Origin of the sequence: Dyella acidisoli, assembly GCF_030160295.1 — a bacterium.
GTDB lineage: Bacteria > Pseudomonadota > Gammaproteobacteria > Xanthomonadales > Rhodanobacteraceae > Dyella_B > Dyella_B acidisoli.
Genome location: NZ_BSOB01000010.1, coordinates 298,697 through 319,410, shown reverse-complemented (window position 1 = coordinate 319,410; position 20,714 = coordinate 298,697). Strand labels below are relative to the sequence as shown.

At 59.2% G+C, this 20,714-nt stretch carries 18 protein-coding genes and 1 riboswitch; of the genes, 7 read left to right on the top strand and 11 right to left on the bottom strand.

Features of this window, described 5'->3' with window-relative positions:
* Positions 1–102 precede the first annotated feature (102 nt).
* Positions 103–1,380, top strand: a complete 1,278-nt coding sequence (locus tag QQJ86_RS06420) for a Dol-P-Glc:Glc(2)Man(9)GlcNAc(2)-PP-Dol alpha-1,2-glucosyltransferase (protein WP_284320088.1) — start codon at positions 103–105, stop codon at positions 1,378–1,380.
* A 176-nt stretch (positions 1,381–1,556) separates the two neighbouring features.
* Here QQJ86_RS06420 and QQJ86_RS06415 read toward each other — a convergent pair whose 3' ends face one another.
* The 4 genes from QQJ86_RS06415 to QQJ86_RS06400 form a co-directional block, all read right to left on the bottom strand.
* The gene (locus QQJ86_RS06415; RefSeq protein ID WP_284320087.1) at positions 1,557–2,042 is read right to left on the bottom strand and encodes a DUF2127 domain-containing protein; all 486 of its coding nucleotides are present in this window, start codon (positions 2,040–2,042) and stop codon (positions 1,557–1,559) included.
* Between the two features lie 187 nt (positions 2,043–2,229).
* Positions 2,230–2,715, bottom strand: coding sequence for a DUF2127 domain-containing protein (locus QQJ86_RS06410; protein WP_284320086.1), 486 nt, complete (start codon positions 2,713–2,715; stop codon positions 2,230–2,232).
* 121 nt (positions 2,716–2,836) lie between these two features.
* A complete protein-coding gene (locus QQJ86_RS06405) occupies positions 2,837–3,025 on the bottom strand; it encodes a YbdD/YjiX family protein (RefSeq protein WP_284320085.1) in 189 nt (62 codons plus the stop codon).
* A 2-nt stretch (positions 3,026–3,027) separates the two neighbouring features.
* Complete coding sequence (locus tag QQJ86_RS06400; protein WP_284320084.1) at positions 3,028–5,112, bottom strand: carbon starvation CstA family protein; 2,085 nt, start codon at positions 5,110–5,112, stop codon at positions 3,028–3,030.
* Positions 5,113–5,289: 177 nt separating this feature from the next.
* Between QQJ86_RS06400 and def the strand changes: the two genes are divergently transcribed.
* On the top strand, positions 5,290–5,829 hold the full coding sequence (gene def, locus QQJ86_RS06395) for a peptide deformylase (RefSeq protein WP_284320083.1): 540 nt from the start codon (positions 5,290–5,292) through the stop codon (positions 5,827–5,829).
* A gap of 39 nt (positions 5,830–5,868) precedes the next feature.
* Here the strand turns inward: def and QQJ86_RS06390 are convergent, their stop codons facing one another.
* The 5 genes from QQJ86_RS06390 to ettA all read right to left on the bottom strand — a co-directional run bounded on the left by QQJ86_RS06390 (position 5,869) and on the right by ettA (position 12,753).
* Positions 5,869–6,699 carry an undecaprenyl-diphosphate phosphatase gene (locus QQJ86_RS06390; RefSeq protein WP_284320082.1) on the bottom strand — a complete coding sequence of 277 codons (831 nt, stop codon included), beginning with the start codon at positions 6,697–6,699 and terminating at the stop codon, positions 5,869–5,871.
* Between the two features lie 250 nt (positions 6,700–6,949).
* Positions 6,950–8,977 carry a S1 family peptidase gene (locus tag QQJ86_RS06385; protein WP_284320081.1) on the bottom strand — a complete coding sequence of 676 codons (2,028 nt, stop codon included), beginning with the start codon at positions 8,975–8,977 and terminating at the stop codon, positions 6,950–6,952.
* A gap of 116 nt (positions 8,978–9,093) precedes the next feature.
* Positions 9,094–10,059 carry an MBL fold metallo-hydrolase gene (locus QQJ86_RS06380; protein ID WP_284320080.1) on the bottom strand — a complete coding sequence of 322 codons (966 nt, stop codon included), beginning with the start codon at positions 10,057–10,059 and terminating at the stop codon, positions 9,094–9,096.
* 35 nt (positions 10,060–10,094) lie between these two features.
* Positions 10,095–10,913, bottom strand: a complete 819-nt coding sequence (gene pyrF / locus QQJ86_RS06375) for an orotidine-5'-phosphate decarboxylase (protein WP_284320079.1) — start codon at positions 10,911–10,913, stop codon at positions 10,095–10,097.
* A 178-nt stretch (positions 10,914–11,091) separates the two neighbouring features.
* Positions 11,092–12,753 (bottom strand): energy-dependent translational throttle protein EttA, encoded by a 1,662-nt coding sequence (gene ettA, locus QQJ86_RS06370; RefSeq protein ID WP_284320078.1) that lies wholly within the window; start codon positions 12,751–12,753, stop codon positions 11,092–11,094.
* Positions 12,754–12,956: 203 nt separating this feature from the next.
* On the opposite strand from ettA, the gene QQJ86_RS06365 reads away from it, so the two are divergent.
* The 3 genes from QQJ86_RS06365 (at position 12,957) to nrdR (ending at position 15,874) form a co-directional block, all read left to right on the top strand.
* On the top strand, positions 12,957–13,829 hold the full coding sequence (locus QQJ86_RS06365) for a DUF817 domain-containing protein (RefSeq protein ID WP_284320077.1): 873 nt from the start codon (positions 12,957–12,959) through the stop codon (positions 13,827–13,829).
* 236 nt (positions 13,830–14,065) lie between these two features.
* Positions 14,066–15,319: a serine hydroxymethyltransferase gene (gene glyA / locus QQJ86_RS06360; protein ID WP_284320076.1), complete on the top strand. Its 1,254-nt coding sequence runs from the start codon at positions 14,066–14,068 to the stop codon at positions 15,317–15,319.
* 21 nt (positions 15,320–15,340) lie between these two features.
* Positions 15,341–15,874 carry a transcriptional regulator NrdR gene (gene nrdR, locus QQJ86_RS06355; protein ID WP_284320075.1) on the top strand — a complete coding sequence of 178 codons (534 nt, stop codon included), beginning with the start codon at positions 15,341–15,343 and terminating at the stop codon, positions 15,872–15,874.
* Between the two features lie 197 nt (positions 15,875–16,071).
* On the opposite strand, the gene cysK is transcribed toward nrdR, so the two are convergent.
* On the bottom strand, positions 16,072–17,028 hold the full coding sequence (cysK, locus tag QQJ86_RS06350; protein ID WP_284320074.1) for a cysteine synthase A: 957 nt from the start codon (positions 17,026–17,028) through the stop codon (positions 16,072–16,074).
* A gap of 115 nt (positions 17,029–17,143) precedes the next feature.
* Here cysK and ribD point away from each other — a divergent pair, with 115 nt between their 5' ends.
* Positions 17,144–18,244 (top strand): bifunctional diaminohydroxyphosphoribosylaminopyrimidine deaminase/5-amino-6-(5-phosphoribosylamino)uracil reductase RibD, encoded by a 1,101-nt coding sequence (gene ribD, locus QQJ86_RS06345; protein ID WP_423372896.1) that lies wholly within the window; start codon positions 17,144–17,146, stop codon positions 18,242–18,244.
* A gap of 3 nt (positions 18,245–18,247) precedes the next feature.
* Here the strand turns inward: ribD and QQJ86_RS06340 are convergent, their stop codons facing one another.
* Complete coding sequence (locus QQJ86_RS06340; RefSeq protein WP_284320073.1) at positions 18,248–19,255, bottom strand: zinc-dependent alcohol dehydrogenase family protein; 1,008 nt, start codon at positions 19,253–19,255, stop codon at positions 18,248–18,250.
* 91 nt (positions 19,256–19,346) lie between these two features.
* Here QQJ86_RS06340 and QQJ86_RS06335 point away from each other — a divergent pair, with 91 nt between their 5' ends.
* Positions 19,347–20,258 carry a LysR family transcriptional regulator gene (locus QQJ86_RS06335; RefSeq protein ID WP_284320072.1) on the top strand — a complete coding sequence of 304 codons (912 nt, stop codon included), beginning with the start codon at positions 19,347–19,349 and terminating at the stop codon, positions 20,256–20,258.
* A gap of 182 nt (positions 20,259–20,440) precedes the next feature.
* A riboswitch (FMN riboswitch) is annotated at positions 20,441–20,617 on the top strand.
* Positions 20,618–20,714: the final 97 nt, after the last annotated feature.

The window sequence follows — 20,714 nt, the reverse complement described above, 5'->3', positions numbered from 1 at the left end:
AGGAGTTCATATGCGGACATTGCCGATCGATGGTGCGCTACCATACGCTTAGCCGAAGCAATCGAAAGCGCTGGAACTAACTGATCGCGTGCATCCTTGAGGATGGTACGTATTCTTGAAGACGAAGCATGGTACACGGACCGTCTGATGCAACAGCTTAGGAAACCCGTAAGTTCCAACATTTCATTATTTTTGCTTTTAGTGATATGGGTTGCGTCGCTCGTTGAGTCGCTACGTGCCGGACGGATGCGCCACATTGGAGACGAGCTAGTCCACATTCCGCAGATCGAGAGTTTCTTACACGGAAATTATGTAGCAAATGATGCGCTGACCATGATTCCCGGCTATCACTTGTTGGTGGCCGTTCTGCTGCAGATTACTAACGTGCATTCGATCAGCGCGATGCGAGTAATAACATCGCTGTTCGGACTACTCGCCGCCTTAATTTTCTATCTCATCAGGCGCACAGTGAATGATTCATCGCCACTCAAACGAGCGATGATGTTTCTCTTTCTGCCGCTGCTTTATCCTTATGATTTCCTGATCTATACAGACGTCCTTTCAGCAGCGCTTGTATTGGCAGCCATGCTTGCGGTCTTGAAGCGACGGCACATGCTGTCGGCCGCGGCCCTGACCTTATCCATCTTTGTGCGACAAAATAATGTGGTTTGGGTTGGCTTTATGGCAATGTTTGCCATTTGGCCGATCTTGCAGGAGGGCCAATGGCAGGTTGGTAGGACGTTTAAAGACGTCTTCCGTGCCGGTCTCCCGTACCTGCTTCCACTCTCGATTTTTATTGGGTACTGGGCATGGAATGGCACCATAGCCTTGGAAAAGTCCCAGGCATACGGCCACCCTGATTTGCAATGGCATCGCGGAAATATCTACTTTTTTCTGTTTCTCGTATTTGTCTTCTTTCCGAACCAAGTTTGGTTTTGCGTGAAGGATTTTTTTGCCAAAGTTTGGGAGCGCCCGCAAATGGTGCTGATCCCGCTCGTTGTTTTCGCCTTGGCGAAGCTCGACGGCAACTTCGCTAATTTGGTTGCGGAGCATTCCATCTTTCACAACGGAGTCATTGCAGTAGTACGCAGTGGCTTGGGTTATCACATACTGTTTTCTGCTCTATGTGCGCTGGCCGCGTGTTGCCTGGTATGCACGCGCTTTGCAGTATCGCAAGGATGGCTCATTTATCCGTTTTCTGCCTTTTATCTCTCATCCTCATGGATGATTGAAAACAGATATTCAATCATCCCGCTTGTCCTTTGGATGGGGTTGCAACAGGTTCGTAACGAGAAGGCCGATTCGTTCGTTTTGCTCGCGTGGGTAGTCATTTCCGTGACTCTGACACACGGAATCATGCATGGGTGGTACATGCTCTAAATTCTTGATCGTTTGCCCCCTTCTTCTGAAGGGTAGGGAAATAGCCAAAATCTTTAGCTACGAGCGCCAAGCAATCGATTGAACCCGTTCGTTTATATCCTGCAAATAGTGCTAGCCCAAAGCGCTGCATGTTTACGGTTAGGGGCGATGCAACGCATAGCGTTCAAGTGGCTAGCCTAGACCCTTTTATGATGTGGCTGCATCGCAATGCGGACCAAGTAGATCACGATCACCACATTGCCGATCAGCGCACCAACCTTCAGCCAGTTGAACTTGTGGAACACCTCGTACATCTCTACCGGAATCAGCGAACCGGTGGCGATCACAGTGAACCATTCCGCCCAGTGCTTGCGTAGCCACAAGCCTATGCCTTCTGTCGCGAAGATCGCTGCGTAGGCCAGTGCCACGATACCGATGGCCATGAATTTGCTGGGCCCCATTTCCTGAAGCAATCCGACCAGTCGCCAGCGCATGCCGCTACTGTCCTGTAACGACAGATGCTCCAGCGTGTGCACCAGACGCTCGAAGTTCTGTTCTTGGTGCAAGCCGAACGCGACGATGGCCACGAAGATCAAGCACATCGTTTTGATCACCTCGTAGATGGCGATCACACGTAGGCCGAAGCCGTGTCGGGCTTCGATCTCGGAAACGGGCTTGGTCATGTGGTGGTGCCCAGGGCGATGACTCGGGTGAAAGGGAGAAGTCTAACCGTAGGTAGATACAACAAGACTATGTCTTTGTATGGACACGGCCTTGAATTTCCAGCGTCGCGAATGACCGAGGTCCGTAGTGACGCGCCTACCCGCCGCACGGCGGCCTGATGTGGTTGACGTCAGTGGATGATCAAAATTAGGGCTTGCGCCCGTGAGGCTGCATCGCTATGCGGATCAAATAGATCACGATCACGATGTTGCCGATAAACGCCCCCAGCTTTAGCCAGCTGAACTTGTGGAACATTTCGTATGCCTCCACCGGGATCAGCGAACCGGTGGCGATCACAGTGAACCATTCCGCCCAATGCTTGCGCAGCCAAAGGCCGGTGCCTTCCGTCGCAAAGATCGCCGCATAGGCCAGCGCCACGATGCCGACAGCGATGAACTTGCTAGGTCCCCATTGCTGCAGCAATCCGACCAGGCGCCAGCGCATGCCGCTGCTGTCCTGCAATGACAGGTGCTCCAGCATGTGCACTAGACGCTCGAAGTTCTGTTCCTGGTGCAGGTGGAAGGCGACGATGGCCACCAAAATCAGGCACACCGATTTGATCGCTTTGTAGACGGCGATGATGCGCAAGCCGAAGCTATGCCGGGCCTCTATTTCGGAAACGGGCTTGGTCATGTAAGAGCGCCCACGGCCACAGCTCGGGTGAAAGGGGACAGTGTAATCGCAGGTAGATACGACAAGGCCATGTCTTTATATGGACATGGCCTTGGATTTCCAGCGTGACGAAAGGCAGGGGCTAGCAGCAGCGCCCACCCGTGCCCTTGTACCGCGCCGTTTGCCGGTCGCGGAAGAACTCGGCGTAGGTGGGTATCTTGCGGTCTGGATGGTGGGTACGCAGATGGGCAACGTAGACGTCGTAGTCCGGCACGCCGCAGCTTAGGCGGGCGGTCTGTACGAGGCGTTGCCAAAATTTCTGGAGTGTCATGGTCAGGTACTCCGGCTTGCCACGCTGGCCAGCGCGACACGCGGTGCTTCTTGCGCGGTGGGCGCACTACTGCGCAAAGCTTTCAGGATGGCGTAGATGCTGAAACCGAGCATCGTGACCACCAGCAGCACGAACACGGCCGTCAGCGTAGCGTCTACGCTGTTGTTCGTGATGATGCGCTGCATTTCACCCAAGGATTTGGCCGGCGCCAGCAACTTGCCGGTATCCATCGCGTCCTGGTACTTCTGCGCGGAAGCGGTAAAACTAATCGGCCCGGTGAGCTTTTCGAAGCCAGCGGTGAGCGTGCAGGTGACCAGCCATAACGCGGGAATGCCCGGCACCCACGCATAGCGTTCGCGCTTGAGCTTCACCGTGACTACGGTGGCGAGCATCAATGCGATCGCCGCAAGCATCTGGTTGGCGATGCCGAACAGCGGCCACAAGGTGTTGATGCCGCCCAGTGGATCGACCGCACCCTGATACAGGAAATAGCCCCACAAGCCCACGCAGATCGAGGTGGCCAGCACGTTGCCGATCCACGATTCGGTGCTCTTCAGAGGGGCATAAACCAAACCTGCGATTTCCTGGATCATGAAGCGACCCACGCGCGTGCCGGCATCCACCGTGGTGAGAATGAACAAGGCTTCGAACAGGATGGCGTAGTGATACCAGAACGCGACCATGCCCTCGCCCGGCAGGATGTTGTGCAGTAGTTGCGCCATGCCGACCGCCAGCGTGGGAGCACCGCCGGCACGACTGAGGATGCTGGTTTCGCCGATGTCTTTCGCGGTGCGTGTCAGTTCGTCCGGCGTGACCACGAAGCCCCATTGGCTGATCACGGTGGCGGCATGTTCCACCGTGGTGCCGATCAGGGCCGATGGCGAGTTCATCGCGAAATACACACCCGGATGCAGCGAGGCTGCTGCGATCAAGGCCATGATCGCCACGAACGCTTCCATCAGCATGCCGCCGTAGCCGACCATGCGTGCTTCGCCTTCATTCGAAAGCAATTTCGGCGTGGTGCCTGAAGCAATGATCGAATGCCAACCCGAGACTGACCCGCAGGCGATGGTGATGAACAGGAACGGAAACAGTTGCCCCTGGAACACTGGCCCGGTGCCGTCGATAAAGCGCGATACTGCGGGCATCTGCAAGTACGGTGCAGCGAAGATGATCGCGATCGCCAGCAGGACGATCGTGCCGATCTTCAGGAACGTGGACAGGTAATCGCGCGGCGCCAACAGCAGCCATACCGGCAGCACCGACGCGACGAAGCCATAGATGATCAGCAGCCACGCCAGCGATTTCGCATCAAAATCGAACAGTCTGGCCAGATCCGGCGTGGCGGCTATGTGCGCACCGTATGCAATGGAACTGAGCAGCAGCACCAGGCCGATCAACGACACTTCCAGGATGCGCCCCGGTCGCAGCCAGCGCAGATAGACACCCATCAGCAAGGCGATGGGAATGGTGCACGCGACCGAGAACGTACCCCAGGGGCTGTGCGTCAGCGCTTTCACCACCACCAGTGCCAGTACGGCCAGCACGATCATCATCAAGGCCAGCAGGCCGAACATGGCGACGACGCCGGCAAGCGCGCCCAGCTCTTCGCGCAGCATGTGGCCGAGCGAACGTGCGTCGCGGCGTACCGACAGCCCCAGCACCATGAAATCTTGCACCGCACCACCCAGCACCACGCCGAACAGAATCCACAAGGTGCCCGGCAGATAGCCCATCTGCGCCGCCAACACCGGCCCCACCAGCGGGCCAGCGCCGGCGATTGCCGCAAAGTGGTGGCCGAACACCACCCATTTGTCGGTCGGCACGTAATCCAGGCCGTCGTTGCGCAGTACCGAAGGCGGCGCGCGGGTGGGATCCATCTGCAGCACGTGGTGCTCGATGAACTTGCCGTAGAAGCGGTAGCCAATCAGGAAGATCGCCACGGCGGCCGCTACGAGCCAGATGGCGTTGATCGGCTCGCCGCGCCGCAGCGCAATCACAGCCAGACACGCGGCGCCGATGGCGGCGATGACCGCCCAGACGATTTTGCCCGTAATGCCGGCCGGCCTCATTGCAGCGGTAGCCATACAAGGAACTCCGATTCGGTCAGCTCGCTTAAGGTTCTGCCTGTCCGGGGCAGGGGTCAATACCGGATCCGGCACGTTGATTGACGGGACAGCTAGCGAACCGGGAAAGGCTTGCGTTCACTTCATGCCGTCCGCAGTTAGACTTCCAGATAACAGGCATACCGTTACGAGGTTGGCATGATCCGCGAGATTCTGAAGATGGGTGATCCGCGATTGCTGCGTGTCGCTCCGCCCGTGCCCGACAGCATGATCGGCAGTGCGGAACTCGATGCGTTGATCGCCGACATGTTCGAAACCATGCATGCCGCGGGCGGCGTCGGCCTTGCCGCGCCGCAGATCGGTGTGGACCTGCAGTTGGTCATTTTCGGCTTCGACAGCTCCGAGCGTTATCCGGATGCTCCGCCGGTACCGCAGACCATCCTGCTCAATCCCATCATCACGCCCCTGTCGCAGGACATGGAGGAGGGCTGGGAAGGTTGCCTTTCCGTGCCGGGCTTGCGCGGCGCAGTCAACCGCTATTCCTTGATCCGCTACGAAGGCATCGATCCCAAGGGTGGGCGCATCGATCGCAACGCGGAAGGTTTTCATGCCCGCGTAGTGCAGCATGAGTGCGATCACTTGATCGGGCGCTTGTATCCCTCGCGCATTACCGACTTCACCAAGTTCGGTTTTACCGAAGTGCTGTTTCCAGGCATGGATGCTGGCGCTGACGAATGACTGTTTCTGCGCACTGCATGTCGATACAACGGCAGCGCATCAGACAGGCTGCGAATGCAGCAGGAACCAGCCTAGGAAAACCGCGCCGGCAATGATGCAGTACGTGCCAAATGAGGTCAGCCGTCCCCGTCCTTCGAAGTAGCGCATTAGAAAGCGCAGGCTGAGCCATGCGGCGATGGCGGTCAGTACGCCGCCTAGCAGCGCGTCACCCAGTTGCTCCGGTGCTTTGAACAGCTTGGGAATTTCCAGCAGGCCTGCCGCAAGGATGATCGGTGTGCCGAGCAGGAAAGAAAATTCGGCGGCTTTTTCTTTGTCCAGGCCCGTCGCAGAACCCGCGATCATGGTGAGCCCGCTGCGCGAGAAGCCTGGAATCAGGGCGCCAACTTGCGCCAATCCGACCAGAAAGGCTTGCCGAAAGCTGAGTTTCTCTGGAGCCTTGTGAGGACGCGTGCGCTCGATGCGATCGCCGATCCACAGCAGCACGCCATTGACGATCAATGCCACGGCGACGATGCGCAGATCCTTGAACACCAGTTCCAGTCTTTTCTCCAACAGCAGCCCCACGACGCAAGCGGGAATGGTGCCGATGATCAGTGCCCACATCATGTGGCCTTCATCGTTGTGTCGACCTGACAACGAACCGAAGAAGCCGCGGATAAGTGCTACCCACCGACGCCGGAAATAAACCAGCAGCGACAGCGCCGTGCCCAGATGCAAGGCAACAAGAAAAGGAATGAGTTGCGGTGCGTGCTTGTCGATGTGCACACCGAACAGCGCAGGAATCAGCAGGGTATGGCCAAGGCTGCTGACCGGAAACAACTCGGTCACACCTTGCAGCACGCTCAGGAACATCAGGAACCACAAACTCACGCGGCAATCCTTAAGGGGCAGTCTGAACAGGATGCCATTGCAGGAGTGAAAGGCATCTGAGTGTGTGATGCATCGGTTGCCATGAAAACCCTCGTTCTTGCCCACGGTCGTCATTCCCGCGAAAGCGGGAATCTATTTTCAAGGATGCATCAGCGCAAGATGGATTCCCGCTTTCGCGGGAATGACGGCCATGGGATGAAGTGTCATTCATGACAACCCTCTCCTCGAAAGGGAGAGGGCATTGGAAGCATCAAGGCGATTTCACCTTGAGCTGTTGCGTCAACAGATCCAGTTTCGCCTTCATCTCTTCAGGCTTGTGCGTACCTTGTGTGGCATAGAACGCCGTGTACAGCTCGGAAGGTGCATTGTTCGCCGGTGCATCGACCACCGTGGCGATGTCCATCTCGTCGCCATCGTTGTAGGGCACGCCATCGTAGGGATGCTGTTTGTGCACTAGCTTGCCCCAGCCTTCCTTGAAGTTATCGTCGAGATCTGCGCTGGGCGCGATATGCCGCTTGATGCTGATGCGATCCGGATCGGTGGTGTTCAGGCGCAATTGCACCACGCCGGTCTGCAGTGCGAACTTGTCGTGGTTTTCGTAGTAGCCCACGCCCACGGCAAGCAGGTTGTCCGGGTCGATAGGCTGCAGGGTAATGGGATAGCCGAAGGTAACGTTGTTGGCGGTGTATCTGAAATGCTTGCCGTAATCGACATCGACGCGGGCATCTTTCAACACTTCCGGCAGCAGCGATTTATCAGCAAGGAAATCCTTCCATTGCGCCAGTGTGCCGCCATAGTCGACGTTCAAGAAATCGGTCAATGCCTTCAGATCGATCATGCTGTCGTGCGTGCCTACCGACGGATTCATCCGCATCATGATCGTGTAGCCATCAGGCGTTGGCAGTGCGAACACCACCATTTGCGCGTTGATGTACGGCAGTGACCAGACAAACACTTTCCACCGACGCTGCCAGTTGTCGGTATAAGTGGTATCTGAGGCGGGCTTGCCCAGCGAGACGATCTTGACCTTCTCCGGACCGACCTGGCGCGTCCAATAGCCGGTCTTGAGCACCAGATCCATCATCTGCTTGGGATCGTTGTAGAACGTGGCGGCCTTCATGTCGTCGGGACGACGCAGATGGGTCAGGAAATTGTGACCGACGTAGCCGCTGGCCACATAGCCGTTGCCGCTGAGCGGCACACGGTTGAGTTCGCGTCCGGAATACACCCATTGGCCGCTGCGGTTGCGCACGATCAGCTCGGGGAACAGGCTCAACTCCGGCGTGTCGTGCAGGATATGGTTGGAGCCGGCGCCATGCGGAAACAGATCCTTGCCTTGCTGCTGTAGTAGCGCCTTCAACAGATCTTCGCTGTTGCGATCGAGCAGCTTGAGGTAGTTGGCGCTGAAATCGTCATAGCTGGTGGGCAACGGAAACTGCGCTTTGAATGCACCGTTCTGGTTTTCTTCGATGATGTCCAGTTCGTAGGATTCGCGCTTGTCCATCACGGCTGTGCTATCGGATGCGTTGAGCACTTCGCCGATCGGCAGCGCGTAATTGAGGTTTTCGTTCGGCGACTTCATCAACACCACGCCGATCACCTTGCCGTTCTGATCGAGCAGCGGGCCGCCACTGTTACCGGGCGAGGCGGCAGCGGAGAAGCGCATCCACTTCCAGCGCCCGTTTTCGTCCTCCGGCGTGTCGGAGGTGTACAAGCCGTCGCGAATCACCACGCCGGTGCCGAGCGCATTACCTACTGCGTATACCACGCTGTTCATTGACGGCTTGGCGTTCGTTTCCAGCGCAGCGTCGCCGTTGGGTTGTTCCTTCAGCGAGAACATCACGAAGTCTTGCTGCAGGGAGAATTTTTCGATCTTGTCGATGGCGTACACGCGACCGCTGGCATCGCGCAGCGCCGGCGGGCCGGTGAGATCGCCGACGGCGGCCAGAAATACATGACCGGCCGTGACGTAACGATTGTGGCCGATGGCAAACGCCGTGCCGATGGAAAAGTATTTGTCGGTGCGTTCCTGATACGGCAACAAATCGAGCGGCAGCGGTTTTTCGTAGGTGAGCGGGTCATCTACCGCACGCGGAATCACCACTTCGAATGTGGCCGCGTCGATTTTCGAGACCATGGATGGATCGGGACTGGCCGCATAAACGCGCGGCGACTGCCCCAGCGCAAGCGCGACCAGACACACCGTCAACGCTACCCGATACAAAACGGCGCAAGCTTTTGAGACCGCTTCTCGACCTAGCCCATTCGATGTCTGCATACGTTCCCTCTTTAGATTCCCCGACCGGCGCGAAGGCCGATTTTCGCTCGTGATACTGACACAGTGTGGTTGAGCGGGGGAGGGCTGGAAGGCAGCCAGCGGGCGGCTCAGGACTATCAGATTTCCATCAGGTCGCGTCCGACGATCAGCCGGCCCTTGAAGTGCGGGGCGACGGCGTCGTGCCATACCTCGTCGGTAAGGCTGGGGTCGCCGCCCGGCACAAAGTGGTTCAGTACCAGCGTTCTCACACCCGCCTCGGTAGCGATGCGTCCCACCTGCTCGGTAGTAGTGTGGCTGGCCAGCAAATGTTCGCGCAAACGCGCGGCATTCGGCTCGCTGGCGATCAGCTTGTCCAGTGCTGGCAGGTACATCACCTCATGCACCAGCACGTCCGCTCCGCGTGCGAGTTTGACGAGGTTTTCGGAAGGTCGCGTGTCACCGGAAAAAACGATAGATCGATCCGGGCAGTCGAAACGGTAGGCAAAGGCGGGCGATACCGGCGGATGCTGCACCAGGGCGGCTGTCACCTTGACGCGCTCGTCCTGCATCACAAGTCCACCCTGGCTGATTTCATGCGGCGCGATCAATGGCGCCAGTGGAGGCCGCCCTTCATCGGCTATCCGTGTGCGGATGTCATAGTCATTCATCTGCAGGAACAGCCGGGTCATCTCAGAGAGCGGCGGCGGCCCCCAGGTATCGACCCGCGTGTGCAGCTTGGCCGCCCAGGCCAGCCACAGCAGGTTGCCGTAATCGGCGTTATGGTCCGAATGCTGGTGCGTGATGAAGACATTTCGGATGGCGCCGAGATCCAGCCCCGCCTTTACCATCTGGCGAGCGACGCCGTTGCCGCAATCGATCACGTAGATGACACCGTCGACCACGATCGCGCTGGCCGGTGCGGAACGTGCCGGTTTCGGTGTGGGGCCACCAGCTGTTCCAAGCAGAATCAGGCGCGAGCGTGACACGGGCGCGGCACGGAGCACGCGAGGCAGTATTGCTATTGCAGCGAAGCCAAGCGACATGCCCGCTGCTTGCAGCCAACGCCGTCGTTGCAGGTCGATATCACGATCGAAGTCCGGCATGGACGCACGTTCCCCGAAAAAAAGTATCGGTTGAATCAACTCGCTCGATAGTGGTTGATGCTGTCGCGCAGGTCGAGTGCTGCTGTGCGCGCTGCTTCGGCAAAATCCTCGCCGCTGCCGGCGTAAAGAATCGCGCGAGACGAATTGATCATCAGGCCGGCGCCGGCGGCGGTACGGCCATTGCGCACCACGGCTTGTACATCGCCGCCCTGTGCGCCGATGCCGGGTACCAGCAACGGGATGTCGCCGATCAGTGCGCGCACTTCCGCCAATTGTTCTGGATACGTGGCGCCCGTGACCAGCGCGCAATTGCCATGCGTGTTCCATTCCTGCGCGATGAGGCGGGCGACGTGCTGATACAGCGGCTTGCCGCCGACGTCCAGGTCCTGCAGATCGGCGGCGCCGGGGTTGGAGGTGTGGCAGAGAAGAATCACGCCTTTGTCGGCGCGATCGAGGAACGGCTGCGCGGAGTCGCGGCCGAGATACGGATTGAGTGTCACTGCGTCGGCGCCGAAACGTTCGAATGCCTCGGTGACGTAATGCTGCGCAGTGCTGCCGATGTCGCCGCGTTTGGCGTCGAGGATCACCGGCACGCCAGGGTGCTTGGCGTGGATGTGTGCGATCAGGCGTTCCAGCGCTTCTTCCGCGCGCAACGCAGCGAAGTGGGCGATTTGCGGCTTGAAGGAGCAGGCTAGGTCGGCGGTGGCATCGACGATCGCAGCACAGAATTCGAATACCGCATCGGGGCGGCCTTTAAGGTGCGCAGGGAATTTGGCGGGTTCGGGGTCGAGGCCGACGCAGACCAGGGAGTTGTTGCGGGTCCATGCGGTTTGCAGGCTCTGCATGAAGTGCATGTGTCTCTCTCCTTGCCGCCATGTTTCTTTTTCCCTCTCCCCTCCGGGGAGAGGGTAGGGTGAGGGGCGAATCTTGCAGTGGTGGTAGATCAGTGCGCGGTTCTATTGGAGTTTGAGGCAAGCGTTGGCCCCTCACCCCAGCCCTCTCCCCGGAGGGGAGAGGGAGTGAGGCGTCGCGTCAGGCGAGTTTCTTGTACTTCACACGATGCGGCTTCGCCGCTTCGTCACCCAAACGACGCTTCTTGTCGGCTTCATACTCGTTGTAGTTGCCGGGGAAGAACTCCACGTGCGAATCGCCTTCGAACGCGATGATGTGCGTGGCGATGCGATCGAGGAACCAGCGATCATGCGAGATCACCATCGCGCAGCCCGGGAACTCCAGCAGGGCGTCTTCCAGTGCGCGCAGGGTTTCGATATCCAGGTCGTTCGACGGTTCGTCCAGTAGCAACACGTTGCCGCCCTGTAGCAGCGTCTTGGCCATATGCAGGCGGCCGCGTTCACCACCGGACAGATTGCCGACGATCTTCTGCTGATCGGTGCCCTTGAAGTTGAAGCGGCCGATATAGGCGCGCGACTGGATTTCGAAGTTGCCGATGGTGAGGATGTCCGATCCGCCTGAGACTTCCTGCCACACGTTGTTTTTCGGATCGAGCGCACCGCGCGACTGGTCGACGTAAGCGAGCTTGACGGTATGGCCGATCTTCACTTCGCCGTTATCCGGCTTCTCGACGCCGGTGATCAGCTTCATCAGTGTGGATTTGCCCGCGCCGTTCGGACCGATCACGCCCACGATGGCGCCCGGCGGCACCTTGAACGACAGATCGTCGATCAGCAGGCGGTCGCCGAAGGCCTTGGTGACGTTCTTGAACTCGATCACTTCCTGGCCCAGGCGCTCGCCCGGCGGAATGAAGATTTCATTGGTTTCGTTGCGGCGCTGGTATTCCACCGCGTTCAGTTCTTCGAAGCGGTTCAAGCGCGCCTTGCCCTTGGACTGACGGCCCTTGGCGGCGGAGCGCACCCATTCCAGTTCCTTCTCGATCGCCTTCTGGCGCGACTTTTCCTGCTGCGCTTCCTGCTTCAGGCGCTGGTCTTTCTGCTCCAGCCATTCGGTGTAATTGCCCTTCCACGGAATGCCGCGGCCGCGGTCGAGCTCCAGAATCCACTCGGCGGCGTTGTCGAGGAAGTAGCGATCGTGGGTGACGGCCACGACGGTGCCCGGATAGCTCTGCAGGAACTGCTCCAGCCAATCGACTGATTCGGCGTCCAAGTGGTTGGTGGGCTCGTCCAGCAGCAGCATGTCCGGCTTGGACAGCAGCAGGCGGCACAGCGCCACGCGGCGCTTCTCACCGCCGGACAGCGGTCCAATCTTGGCATCCCACGGCGGCAGGCGCAGCGCGTCGGCGGCCACTTCGAGCTGGCGCTCCAGTGCGTGCGCGTCGTTCACGGCCAGGATGTTTTCCAGCTGCTGCTGCTCGGCGGCCAGCTTGTCGAAATCTGCGCCTTCCTCGCCATAGGCGGCGTAGACCTCTTCAAGGCGCTTCTGCGCGTCGAAGATCACCGATACGCCTTCTTCCACTGCCTGGCGCACGGTCTTCTCATGATCCAGCTCCGGCTCCTGCGCCAGATAGCCGACCTTGATGCCCGGCTGCGGGCGGGCTTCGCCTTGGAAGTCCTTGTCGACGCCGGCCATGATGCGCAGCACCGTGGACTTGCCCGCGCCGTTCAAGCCGAGCAGGCCGATCTTGGCGCCCGGGAAGAAGCTCAGCGAGATGTCCTTGATGATCTGGCGCTTCGGGGGAACGATCTTGCTGACCCCGTTCATGGTGTAGATGTATTGCATGCTGGCTCCGTTGGCGTACGCGTGGTCGGCCCGCAAGGACGGGCGACGCGCAGGGCGTGGGTATCAAACGTCCGATTATAGCGGGTTGTGCGTAAGCGCCGGTGACGGCGGGAAGTCATTCGCCGCCTTATCGCAAGCCAATGGCTAGCCGTGTGCCACTTTTCGCGCCCGCCTGGTCATGCCGCGCCGCCAGGCTTCTGGGAATGTGGAGACCATCGACAATCGACATCCTTGGCAGCGTGCTCGAAGTGCTGCGTGCGTGGGATAAGCGAACCGGACACTGGGCGCACTCGCGTGGCCGTTGCGCCGTTGCTTTGCACGAGTTCGTCTGTTTTGGGGCAAAGCAGGCCTCTGCCTGCCTATTCGGCGGCAGCATGGTGCTGCTGCTTGGGCTCACCTGGGCGTTCTATCCGCAGCATGCAGCGCTGGCGCGTTACGACTTTCTCACCATCGCTGCTCTGGGTATGCAATGCGCGCTAATCGCCAGTCGACTGGAAACGCTGGAAGAGGCGAAGGTGATCCTGCTGTTTCACGTTGTGGGTACGGCAATGGAAGTGTTCAAGACTTCGGTGGGTTCGTGGATCTATCCGGAGCCTTCGTTGCTGCGCATCAGCGGCGTGCCGCTCTTCAGCGGTTTCATGTATGCATCGGTGGGCAGTTATATCGCACGGGCGTGGCGGTTGTTCGATTTTGAATTCACGCGGCATCCGCCATTCATGGCCACGGTGTGGTTAGCAGTGGCGATCTATGCGAACTTTTTCACACATCACTTTTTGCCTGATCTGCGATGGCTGTTGTTTGCAGCGGTAGCGCTGTTATTCGGGCGCACCTGGGTACATTTCCGCATTCGCCATGCACATCGACGCATGCCGTTGCTATTGGGTTTTCTGCTGGTAGCGGTGTTCATTTGGTTCGCCGAGAACATCGGTACCTTCAGTGCGGCATGGCGTTATCCGACGCAGCATCATGGTTGGCGCATGGTGCCGATGTCGAAGTTGGGATCATGGTTTTTGCTGATGATCATCAGCTACGTGATGGTGGGTGCAGTGGCGACACGGCGAACGCAGGGCGAGTAAGTTGGAGTTTGCGCCCCAACCTGGGTTCGTCCTTGTGATTAATTGGCACGACTGGACGCCAGATACGCGGAAAGTGGCACATGCCGATTTAATTTTTTGATGAAAAACAATGAATTGCTATTCATTGACTGTTGGCAACGCGACGAATGTTCCGGCCATTCCACGGTGGTCGCGAAGCCCCCCGACCATTACACTTTCGAGTCTTACCCCGTCTCACGCGACCCCACGAGGCCCGAATGTTCCCGAAGCATCAAACGATCGCCGGCTATGATGAAGAGCTGGCCAAGGCCATTGCTGACGAAGCCCGCCGCCAGGAGGACCACGTCGAGCTGATCGCTTCGGAGAACTACGCCAGCCCACGCGTGCTGGAAGCCCAGGGCTCGGTGCTCACCAACAAGTACGCCGAAGGCTATCCGGGCAAGCGTTACTACGGTGGTTGCGAATATGTGGACGTGGCCGAGCGCCTCGCCATCGAGCGCCTGAAGCAGCTGTTCGGCGCCACTTACGCCAACGTGCAGCCACACTCCGGTTCGCAGGCCAATCAGGCGGTGTACTTCGCGCTGCTCAATCCGGGCGACACCATCCTCGGCATGAGCCTGGCGCACGGCGGTCACCTCACGCACGGCGCGAAGGTGAATATCTCCGGCAAGATGTACAACGCCGTGCAGTACGGCGTGAACGAGCAGGGCCTGGTCGATTACGACGAAGTCGAACGCCTCGCCGTCGAACATAAGCCAAAGATGATCGTGGCCGGCTTTAGCGCTTACTCGCAGATCATGGATTGGGCGCGTTTCCGCGCCATCGCCGACAAGGTTGGCGCGTATCTGTTCGTGGATATGGCGCACGTCGCAGGCTTGATCGCTGCAGGCGTGTATCCCAGCCCGCTACCGCACGCGCACGTGGTCACTTCGACCACGCACAAGACGCTGCGTGGTCCGCGCGGCGGCATTGTGCTTGCCAAGGACGCGGGCGAAGAAATCGAAAAGAAACTGCAGTCCATCGTGTTCCCCGGTATTCAGGGTGGTCCGCTCATGCACGTGATCGCCGCCAAGGCGGTGGCGTTCAAGGAAGCGTTGGAGCCGTCCTTCAAGGATTACCAGGCGCAGGTGGTAAAGAACGCCAAGGTCATGGCGAAGACGCTGATCGAACGCGGTTATAAGGTCGTGTCTGGCGGCACTGAAAACCACCTGATGCTGATCGATCTGATCGGTCGCGAAGTCACTGGCAAGGATGCGGAGGCGGCCCTCGGCAAGGCGCACATCACCGTCAACAAGAATGCCGTGCCGAATGACCCGCGTTCGCCGTTCGTCACTTCCGGCCTGCGTGTCGGCACGCCCGCCATCACCACGCGTGGTTACAAAGAGGCCGAGGTGGTTGAGCTCACCCATTGGATTTGCGACGTGCTGGATGCTCCTGCTGACGAAAGCGTGATTAAAGCTGTGCGCGAGAAAGTCTCCGCACAATGCAAGAAATTCCCCGTCTACGGCTAAGCAAAGGCATACTCACCCAACGTGCACTGTCCTTTCTGCCAGCATGAAGACACCCGCGTGATCGATTCACGCCTCGCCGACGATGGCGCCACCGTGCGCCGTCGTCGCGAGTGTCCGCAGTGTGGTGAGCGGTTCAATACGTTCGAAACGGCTGAGCTGAAACTGCCGGCGATCGTGAAAAGTGGCGAGCGACGCGAGATCTTTGATGAACGCAAGTTGCGCACAAGCTTCGAGCGTGCGTTGCAGAAACGGCCGGTGGCAAGCCATGACGTGGACGCCGCGGTTCGTGCGGTGATCGACGATCTACGTAAGAGTGGCGAGCGTGAAGTGCCTTCGCGCCACGTTGGTGAGCTGGTGATGCGCGAGTTGAAGAAGCTCGATCAGGTGGCGTACGTGCGTTTTGCGTCCGTCTACCGCAAGTTCGAAGACGTGCATGCGTTCCGCGAAGAGATCGAGAAGTTGGAGCGCGATTTACCTGGCCTGGAGAATTTGCAGCTGTCTTTGCTGGGTGAAGCGGGTGCTGCGGCTGCGAAGCGTGGTCATCGTAAGAGCTGAGCTTTCGTAGGTTGGGGTGCAAACCCCAACGCATGGATGTCACCGTGCTTAGCGATGTTGGGGCTTGCACCCCAACCTACTCGACTACGTAGTCGTCATTCCCGCGAAAGCGGGAATCCATTTTGCTTTTGGCGAGGTTGACAATGGATTCCCGCTTTCGCGGGAATGACGACCGTGAGGTTTGCAAGCTCTATCAGTTAGCCAAGGCTCTCTAGCCAAGCATCATCCGAACCCTCGTCCACACCTTCAAACAAGAAGGTCGACAAATACCGCTCACCGGTATCCGGCAACATCGCCAGAATCACGCTGCCTTGCTCGGCCTTTTCTGCATACTGAAGTGCAGCGGCAACCGTAGCGCCGGCTGAGATACCGACGAAAATGCCTTCTTCCTTGGCCAGTCGACGCGAGGTGTCGCGGGCCACCACTTCGTCCACCGGCAGATCCACGTCGAATACTTTGCGATTGAGCACCTCGGGCACGAAGTCCGGGGTCCAGCCCTGGATCTTGTGTGGCTGCCATGGCTTGTCCTGCAGCAAGGATGCGCCCGCAGGTTCGGAGACCACGATTTTCACTTCGGGCCGGGCAACCTTCAGCACTTCACCGACGCCGGTAAGCGTGCCGCCTGTGCCCCAGCCGGTGACAAAGGCATCCAGTCGCTTGCCGGCGAAATCGCGCAGGATTTCCGCCGCGGTGGTGTTGCGGTGGTAAGAAGGGTTGGCCTGGTTCTGGAATTGCCGAGCCAGAAACCAGCCATGCTTTTTTGCCAATTCCTCTGCACGCCGAACCATGCCGGTGCCGCGTTCGGCAGCGGGTGTAAGGATGACTTTGGCGCCGTAAGCACGCATCAATTTGCGGCGCTCGATCGAAAAAGTTTCAGTCATGATGGCCACGAAGCGATAACCGCGTGAGGCGCACACCATCGCCAGTGCTACGCCGGTGTTACCCGAAGTAGCTTCCACCACCGTATCGCCGGGCTTGAGCAAACCTTTCTTTTCTGCATCGAGAATGATGGCAATGGCCAAGCGGTCTTTCACCGAGCCGCCGGGATTGAAGGCTTCCACCTTCGTATAGAGCGTTACGTGCGAGGGGGCTATACGATGCAGACGAACGATGGGCGTATTGCCGATGGTGTCGAGAATGTTGTCGTAAATCATGACCGTGGCCTTTTCGCAAGTAAGATTTCTAGGCTACTCCCGATTCCACTGGCGCGACAAATGCCGGGCGATCGCGCACACTGACGATCTTGCATAACCATATTCAGACGCCTCCATGACAGTTTCCGTCGTCGATGCTAAGCACATGGCGCACGCGCTGCGCTTGGCCGAACAAGGTCTCTATACGACGCAGCCCAATCCACGAGTGGGTTGCGTGATTGCCCATGGCGAGCGGGTGGTGGGGCAGGGCTGGCACGAACGCGCCGGCGAACCGCATGCCGAGGTATATGCGTTGCGGGAGGCGGGAGCAGAAGCGCGTGGCGCCACCGCTTATGTCACGCTGGAACCCTGCGCGCATCATGGTCGTACACCACCGTGCGCCGATGCACTGATCGCTGCCGGTGTCGGCCGTGTGGTGATCGCCGCAGAGGACCCTTTTCCGCAAGTGGCAGGCCAGGGCATCGCCAAGCTACGCGCTGCAGGTATCACGGTGGAAAGCGGCCTGATGCGGGAAGCAGCACGGGAGATCAACATCGGTTTCTTCAGTCGGATCGAACGCCATAGCCCATGGGTACGCGTGAAGTTGGCGATGAGTCTGGATGGCCGCACAGCACTCGCGAATGGCGAGTCGAAGTGGATCACCGGCGAAGCGGCCAGAGCGGATGTACAGCGTTGGCGCGCACGTAGCTCGGCCATCTTGAGTGGCGTCGGTACGGTGCTTGGCGATAATCCACAACTGACAGTGCGACTTCCCGCCGGGGATCTACCGCGTGAGACGTTCTCTCCCACGCGAGTCATTCTCGACCGTCATCTGCGTACCCCTGCCGGAAGCCATGTTTTGGACGGCCAAACGCCCACCCTCGTGTTGCATGCGGCGTCGGCGGAAGTCACCGATGATCGTTTCGCAAACGTCGAGCGCATCGCCATTCCAGAGCAGGGCGATGCGCTCAATCTGCAAGCCGTCCTCAGTCTGCTTGCTGGACGAAGCTGCAGCGAATTGCACGTCGAAGCCGGTCCAACACTCTGCGGTGCACTTTTCGCAGCAGGGTTGGCCGATGAGCTGTTGCTCTACATCGCACCCATCATGCTCGGCGACCACGCACGTCCATTGATGCATCTGCCTTCGTTAAGCGAGATGGCGTCGCGCTGGTCGTTGCGGGTAGTCGATCAGCGGCAGATAGGCAACGACTGGCGTTTGCAATTGCGTCCGGCATAACCGTCAACGAGCGAAATCGATACCAATTTTCCCGAAATGCTTGCCGGCCAGCATGTGCTCGAATGCAGCGGGAAGTTCTTCAAAACCGTAGACCTTGTCGAGTACAGGTTGCAGCTGCGTAGCCTCCAGGGCTGCGACCATGCGTTCGTGCTGCTCCAGCGAAGCGACCGAAATGCCTTGCACATGCACGCGCTTGAGAATCACCTGCAGGAGCGAGACCTGCGCATCGTTGCCGCCCAAAAAGCCCACCACGCCGACAAAACCGTGCATGCGTACGGCTTCGAGCGATTGCGGGAAGGTTGAAGCCCCGGCGGTTTCGATGACGGCATCCACGCCGCCCCTGCTAACTTCACGCACGGCAGCACCCCACTGTGGCGTTTCGCGATAGTTGATGCCGACATCCGCACCCAGCGTCTTGCCGCGTGCCAGCTTTTCGTTGCTCGATGAAAGCAGTATCACTTTCGCACCGCGCAGCTTTGCGAATTGCAAGGCGAACAAAGACACGCCGCCGGTACCCAGCACCAGTACGGTCTGGCCAGTGGTGACGCGGGCCTGTTCCAATGCTTGCCAAGCAGTGAGCGCAGCGATCGGCAGCGTCGCCGCTTGCAGGCTGTCCATATGCGAAGGCGCGTGGGCGAGCGAATACGCATCGAAGCAGGCCAGCTCGCGCATTATGCCTTCGGCCGGGCCTCCGATTTCCGCACCTTCCCATTCGGGACGCATGGCACCGGATAACCAGCGCGACTTGTAGAACGTGGTGACGCGATCGCCCGGCTTGAAACGCGTCACTGCTTCGCCGACTTCCAGCACGACGCCGGCGCCATCGGATATCGGCACGATCGGCAATGTCACGCCGCGATAAAGCTGGCCGCTTACTAACAGATGATCGCGGTAATTGAGTGAGGCCGCTTCCATCCGTACCAGAACCTCGTTGGGCTTGGGGCGTGGCGAGGGCAGGTCGACGAGCTTCAGATGATCGAGTCCGAAGGCGGTGAGCTGGATGCTGCGCATGGCGGGTGTTCCTTGTTTGGGGACGCCGCCATGGTCTGACTTTCAGTGAGGGATGATAATCTCGCACAAATACATATCTTTTATTCACTCTATGAACAAATCGTTCGAACTGACGCCGACCCGCCTGCGGGAGCTTCGAGGTTTTGCAGCTGCCGCGCGCCTGTTGAATTTCTCCCAGGCGGCTCGCGTGGCCGGGTGCACGCCATCGGTGCTCAGTCGCCGCATCGCTGCGCTGGAAAAAACCACTGGCAATCCGCTGTTCTTGCGCACCACGCGACGCATGACGTTGACTGCACGCGGCGAACAATTGCTTGCCTACTGCGAACGCCTCGAGGCGGTGATGGCAGAACTGGCAGTCAATTTGCGCCCGCGCACCGGCGAACTGGGCGGGCGGTTATGCGTACATCTGCCGGCTTCGTACGGACGCATGTGCATGGCGCCGCTGCTTGCGCAGTTCATGCGCAGCCATCCGCAGCTACATATCGAAACGACCTACGACGACAGGTATGTCGACCTGGTCGAAGCGAAAGTGGATCTGGCCGTGCGCGTGGGCAAACTGGCCGATACACGCTGTGTGGCGCGACGGGTAGGCACTATGCGCCGTTATCTTTGCGCGGCTCCTGATTATTTAGCGTCGGCGCCGCCGTTGAACGATCCCTCCGAACTCAAGCGGCATCGCTGCATTGTTTTCAGCGGTCTGCGCACAGGCACCTTATGGCAATTCGCACGCCAGCGGAAGCGGCGCTCGGTGCGTGTGGACCCCGTGCTGACCTGCAACGACTCGCAAGCCGTGCGCGACGCGATCCTGGCCGGCGTCGGCATCGGTATCCAGGGCGATTACATGGCGGACGCGCTGGTGGCGGAAGGGCGTCTGGTGGAAGTGCTGACCGATTGGCCGCCCAGCAACTCGCCGATTCATTTGCTGTGGCTTCCGGGAGCCGATCGCGCGCCGGCAGTGCGGAGCTTGATCGATTTTTTGGTGAAGACGCTGGGGGCTCAATGAGCTGCCGCAAGCTACCCCCTCCCCTGCGCATAGGGGAGGGAGCCGCATCTCGCGCAGCTGACGTATAGCGCCAACCCGGTGCCTGTAGAGGGAGAGCAAGGGCAACGCACTGTGCACCCGAGTGAACGGACGGCACAGTGATCGATGTTAAACTTCCCCAGCCGGTTTCCGGCACTCACAACAAACGTCTTCAGGGCGGGGTGGAATTCCCCACCGGCGGTAGGGACCGTAAGGTCTGAGCCCGCGAGCGCTTCCGGTCCCGCCGGAAGGTCAGCAGATCCGGTCCAATGCCGGAGCCGACGGTCAAGCTGTTTCCGGTTCGCCGGGGCGGCTCACAGTCCGGATGAAAGAAGACGGCGGCATGCGTCGCGCAAGCGATGCGTGTGCCTCATGCCTTGGGGCGTTCCCACATTCGTCTTACGTGGAGAACGTTCATGCTAGCCAGTCATTACCTCG

Bases quoted from the DNA above. Each gene is read 5' to 3' on its own strand.
- QQJ86_RS06420 (WP_284320088.1), top strand. From the start codon at position 103: ATGGTACGTATTCTTGAAGACGAAGCATGGTACACGGACCGTCTGATG.
- QQJ86_RS06415 (WP_284320087.1), bottom strand. From the start codon at position 2,042: ATGACCAAGCCCGTTTCCGAGATCGAAGCCCGACACGGCTTCGGCCTA.
- QQJ86_RS06410 (WP_284320086.1), bottom strand. From the start codon at position 2,715: ATGACCAAGCCCGTTTCCGAAATAGAGGCCCGGCATAGCTTCGGCTTG.
- QQJ86_RS06405 (WP_284320085.1), bottom strand. From the start codon at position 3,025: ATGACACTCCAGAAATTTTGGCAACGCCTCGTACAGACCGCCCGCCTA.
- QQJ86_RS06400 (WP_284320084.1), bottom strand. From the start codon at position 5,112: ATGGCTACCGCTGCAATGAGGCCGGCCGGCATTACGGGCAAAATCGTC.
- def (WP_284320083.1), top strand. From the start codon at position 5,290: ATGATCCGCGAGATTCTGAAGATGGGTGATCCGCGATTGCTGCGTGTC.
- QQJ86_RS06385 (WP_284320081.1), bottom strand. From the start codon at position 8,977: ATGCAGACATCGAATGGGCTAGGTCGAGAAGCGGTCTCAAAAGCTTGC.
- QQJ86_RS06380 (WP_284320080.1), bottom strand. From the start codon at position 10,059: ATGCCGGACTTCGATCGTGATATCGACCTGCAACGACGGCGTTGGCTG.
- pyrF (WP_284320079.1), bottom strand. From the start codon at position 10,913: ATGCACTTCATGCAGAGCCTGCAAACCGCATGGACCCGCAACAACTCC.
- ettA (WP_284320078.1), bottom strand. From the start codon at position 12,753: ATGCAATACATCTACACCATGAACGGGGTCAGCAAGATCGTTCCCCCG.
- QQJ86_RS06365 (WP_284320077.1), top strand. From the start codon at position 12,957: ATGTGGAGACCATCGACAATCGACATCCTTGGCAGCGTGCTCGAAGTG.
- glyA (WP_284320076.1), top strand. From the start codon at position 14,066: ATGTTCCCGAAGCATCAAACGATCGCCGGCTATGATGAAGAGCTGGCC.
- cysK (WP_284320074.1), bottom strand. From the start codon at position 17,028: ATGATTTACGACAACATTCTCGACACCATCGGCAATACGCCCATCGTT.
- ribD (WP_423372896.1), top strand. From the start codon at position 17,144: ATGACAGTTTCCGTCGTCGATGCTAAGCACATGGCGCACGCGCTGCGC.
- QQJ86_RS06340 (WP_284320073.1), bottom strand. From the start codon at position 19,255: ATGCGCAGCATCCAGCTCACCGCCTTCGGACTCGATCATCTGAAGCTC.
- QQJ86_RS06335 (WP_284320072.1), top strand. From the start codon at position 19,347: ATGAACAAATCGTTCGAACTGACGCCGACCCGCCTGCGGGAGCTTCGA.